Origin of the sequence: Acinetobacter higginsii, from assembly GCF_000369525.1 — a bacterium.
In the GTDB taxonomy this organism is placed as follows: Bacteria; Pseudomonadota; Gammaproteobacteria; order Pseudomonadales; family Moraxellaceae; genus Acinetobacter; species Acinetobacter higginsii.
In genome coordinates this window covers 1-3657 of sequence record NZ_KB850077.1, presented here as the reverse complement: position 1 = coordinate 3657, position 3657 = coordinate 1, and the positions used below count along the sequence as shown (strand labels likewise).

The following is a 3657-nucleotide window of genomic DNA, read 5'->3' as shown; positions in this document are numbered from 1 at the left end:
GATCTTGTAAAAAATATTCGGTCCAAATGAATGTTGCTTCATGGCCGTCATAGCAAGGATTTACATCCAGATAAAAAGCCAATCGTGCTGTTATGCAAAGTTCAAGATCATTAATTAATGTCAATCCAATCTTTTTTGCTTGAGAAGAAATAAGAAGCTTGGGCTGTACGAAATGGTTCATAAAACAAGTCCTATCAAAAGAGTAAAATTGCTTGATAAGAGTATTTAAACACATAAATAATGTGTCAATAACATTATTTATGTGTTTAAATGTAAATAAATAATCTGTGCTATACTTTTCTATCAAAACAATTCTGCTTTTTAAACTATGCCTTACGAAGAATTTCAAAGACTTATAGGTAAGTCTGGCCTTTCTATTAAAGAATTTGCAGCACTTTTAGATATGAATGCGAATTCAATTACCAACTATAAAAAGAACGGTAAAGTGCCCACTAGCATTGCAGTGATTGCAATCGTAATTTCAGATATGAAGGATGATGGTCTGGACTTTTATCCGATTTTTGAGAGAGTTCGGGCTTTCCGTGATCAAGATAGTATTTGACGTTAACCCAATTAAAGATTTAATTGGGTTCTAACAGCTGCATTTCGTAGATGAGATTTTATGTTAAATCGATTTCGCTAATTTTCTATGCTTTTTATTTTTCTTAACAATATCTAATTCAGGCGATTTTTCTTCAAGAATTTTTACCAAGGGCGATAAATCGTAGATACTTCTTCCTTTATATTTATTATTTTCCCTTGATGTCTTATTACGGACTATCAGTCCTTTTGTTTCAAGACCTGCTAATGTTCTTTGGACTGTTCTAGTAGAAACACCCATTCGATGTGCTATTCCTGCTTGAGAGGGATAAGGAAACTCTTCTTTCTTCCACCAGTGAGTTAATAGATTGAGTAAAATATTAATTTCTATAGATGATAGTCCTAATTCCTTTTGTGCATAAATAAGGGTGGTTGGTACCTGAGTGAAACCTAATATTAGAGAATTTTCTCCCCATTTTTCTTTTAATTCAAAATTTAACATAAATTTTTAAAAACCTATTCATATATATATATAAATTAATATATATATAGTACGCCAATTTTGTCGTAGTTGATAGTGACATATTTGTCTTATAACCTGTTGGTATATATTTTTAATTTAATTTAATTTTTTAGGTATTTAGGTGTGAAAATGTTCACTAGGACTGTTCAAACCCTTAGAAATAGTACTGATCTAGTTCAGAGATTTACTATGCCTGAAATTAAGCAAGATTTTGAATTACGTAGACTTTCACATAGAGAAAGAAATAATCACTATATACTCATCTTTAAAGATGTAGTGAATAACAAAAAAGATTGGGAAGATGTAAAAGTTGTTTCTGAAATACAAGAAAGAAATGAGCGTTTAAGATTTAACATTAAAGCCTCTAAGCAGTATCCTGAATTAGCTTCTTATGAAAAGATTTTAGAAGATAAAATTAATGCTATTATTAATAGAAGATCTTTACTAACTTCATAAGAAACAAAGGATAACAGTGTCTCCACCTCATATCTTACTTGAAGATGATTATCAAAAGCCTCTTCATGATTTACCTGCCAATTTTAATTATCAAAGCCCAAATGAAGTTAGGTATTTCTATAACCAAACTTATGGAAATATTTTTAAAATTCAAGAGCTTAAGGCTAATAATGGTAGTGAGTATGCTGGTTGTATAGAGTTATTCTCATGTTATTTCAATGAGATGGCCTTAGATGGAGTATGTGCTGTTGCAGAGGACTTTGATAATCCTTATGAAGCTGCAAGTAAAGCACTAGAAGCTTTCGAAATAGAAAGTGAAACTTTGATAGGTCGCTATTCATTTAAAGATTTCGAAATTAAAGATACAGAATCGAAAATTGGTAAACAAATAAAAGGTGCCTATCTATCTGAATCATATCAACAATTTGGTATCAGCCCTTTTATATACAAATACCTAGCTACTAAATACGGTGTCTTAGTTTGTGATAATACTCAAACTTATATGGGGCATATGTTATGGGCCTTAAGTATTCTTAAATGGGGAATTATTAAAGTTTACGATTGCGTAGAGCATAAATTCATAGGTGAGATTGATCATAAGTTGGATCCAGCTCCTATTAAGCCATGGTCGGTGCCATTTAACTTTCCAATGCAAAAGGAAAAACATTTAAGACAGGATATGTGTGTCAGGACAGACGTCCAATTTCATAATATTGTCTTAGTTGTAGATAATTCTACATTGTCTTAAAGCACATCATTTCTAAGATTAGAGCTATCATCTTACATATTAATATGATAGCTAATAGACAAAATTTATGAAGTTTTTGAATGTGTCATACCAATCAGTATTCCATTGATTTTCCCTACATACATCATAGAGTTCATTTTCATCATTAACTCTAGCATTAGTTATTATTCTATGAGTGCTTGTATGCACAATTAAACCATTTTCAATAAAAAGAGCTAGCTCTGGATATAGTGCAACTGAGCGAATATGAGAAAACTCAGTATCAGATAAATATGTATAATTAGTAAGCTCATCCCTAAAATGGCCTATAGAATTTAAGCGTTGTCGCTTAAGTTTTTTCTTTTGTTGATTAAGGTTTTCATAGGCCTCAGCTCTAATAGTACGTGCAAAATCTGAATCTCTTGCCGCTATTAGATAAATTTCTGAAAGACGTAAATAATGTTCTCGCCTAATTAATCCGGCATTTTGTAAGTTATAGCTGATCATTTGCTGAACAGCATCCCCTCTTACATAAACATTATCATGATCTCGGTACACTTCTTCTCTATTTAGGCCAGCAATACTATATCTAACGTTTGCATAAGATGTTCTTAAAATGGAAGGTAAAGATACATCGTTCACCCATAGACGGCCCATCCTGTCGATATGAGAACCTGTATTCCAGGCATTCATAATTTCTGTCGCTACTCTTTTTTTAACTAGTTGATTATCATATTTAATTTCTTCTAATAAACTCCCTAGTGGAGTTAGTCTGTAATCGATCATATTAGCCACGAGTCATATCTCCATAGAATTCTTCTAATTTTTGGCAAGCTTGTTTGGCTAAAGGATGATTAGATCTATCCGGATGAATATATTGAAGAATATCGTTTCTCCACTTCTTTGCTTCATCTGCATTTGAATATAGTTTTCTAGTTATTTTTAATGCTTCTCTTTGAGAAGTACCTTCTATTTGAGTGAGAAAAAAAATGTATTTAGAATCTTCTGAAATAAAAAAGGTAGCGTTATCTTCTGAAAAAAGTACCTTTAGATGTTGAACTAAGTTTATGGTATCTTTGATATTTTCTGATTTTTCATCAATTTTTTTCTCTATGTCTTGAAGCAGGGATATTTTAAAATCCTGCTTATCAAAAGTATTTTTTCTTATTTCTTTAAGATCTTTCCAATCCATATCTAGCTCAATTTGGTATTCATGAATATATGTGTATATTTAATATATTTTTAGAAAATAGGTTAGTCTATATTTTTAATATGTACTTTTTCTAAAATTAACATAATACACGTTATACGCAGTCAAAAATGGGAGCCTAAGCTCCCATTTTTATTGATGATTTTTTAATTCTTTTAGCATGGCATCCCGCAAGATTTCATTCATGCGTGTCTGATAACC

At 31.1% G+C, this 3657-nt stretch carries 7 protein-coding genes and 1 pseudogene; 3 read left to right on the top strand and 5 right to left on the bottom strand.

The window, feature by feature from the left end; genetic code table 11:
* Window positions 1-181 (bottom strand): hypothetical protein (locus F902_RS22825; protein ID WP_005207186.1); only part of this gene is annotated, 181 nt, incomplete at its 3' end.
* Window positions 182-328: 147 nt separating this feature from the next.
* Between F902_RS22825 and F902_RS21630 the strand changes: the two genes are divergently transcribed.
* A complete protein-coding gene (locus F902_RS21630; protein WP_004762682.1) occupies window positions 329-562 on the top strand; it encodes a helix-turn-helix domain-containing protein in 234 nt (77 codons plus the stop codon).
* A gap of 63 nt (window positions 563-625) precedes the next feature.
* Here the strand turns inward: F902_RS21630 and F902_RS21625 are convergent, their stop codons facing one another.
* Window positions 626-1042 carry a helix-turn-helix domain-containing protein gene (locus tag F902_RS21625; protein ID WP_005207185.1) on the bottom strand — a complete coding sequence of 139 codons (417 nt, stop codon included), beginning with the start codon at window positions 1040-1042 and terminating at the stop codon, window positions 626-628.
* Window positions 1043-1252: 210 nt separating this feature from the next.
* Between F902_RS21625 and F902_RS21620 the strand changes: the two genes are divergently transcribed.
* On the top strand, window positions 1253-1519 hold the full coding sequence (locus tag F902_RS21620; RefSeq protein WP_227501382.1) for a hypothetical protein: 267 nt from the start codon (window positions 1253-1255) through the stop codon (window positions 1517-1519).
* Window positions 1520-1535: 16 nt separating this feature from the next.
* Window positions 1536-2267, top strand: a complete 732-nt coding sequence (locus F902_RS21615) for a hypothetical protein (protein WP_005207180.1) — start codon at window positions 1536-1538, stop codon at window positions 2265-2267.
* 51 nt (window positions 2268-2318) lie between these two features.
* Here F902_RS21615 and F902_RS21610 read toward each other — a convergent pair whose 3' ends face one another.
* The 3 genes and pseudogenes from F902_RS21610 to F902_RS22525 form a co-directional block, all read right to left on the bottom strand.
* Window positions 2319-3032, bottom strand: coding sequence for a hypothetical protein (locus F902_RS21610; protein ID WP_227501383.1), 714 nt, complete (start codon window positions 3030-3032; stop codon window positions 2319-2321).
* Between the two features lies 1 nt (window position 3033).
* Complete coding sequence (locus F902_RS21605) at window positions 3034-3438, bottom strand: hypothetical protein (protein ID WP_005207176.1); 405 nt, start codon at window positions 3436-3438, stop codon at window positions 3034-3036.
* A 150-nt stretch (window positions 3439-3588) separates the two neighbouring features.
* Window positions 3589-3657: pseudogene (locus tag F902_RS22525) on the bottom strand (BrnA antitoxin family protein); the annotation flags it as partial.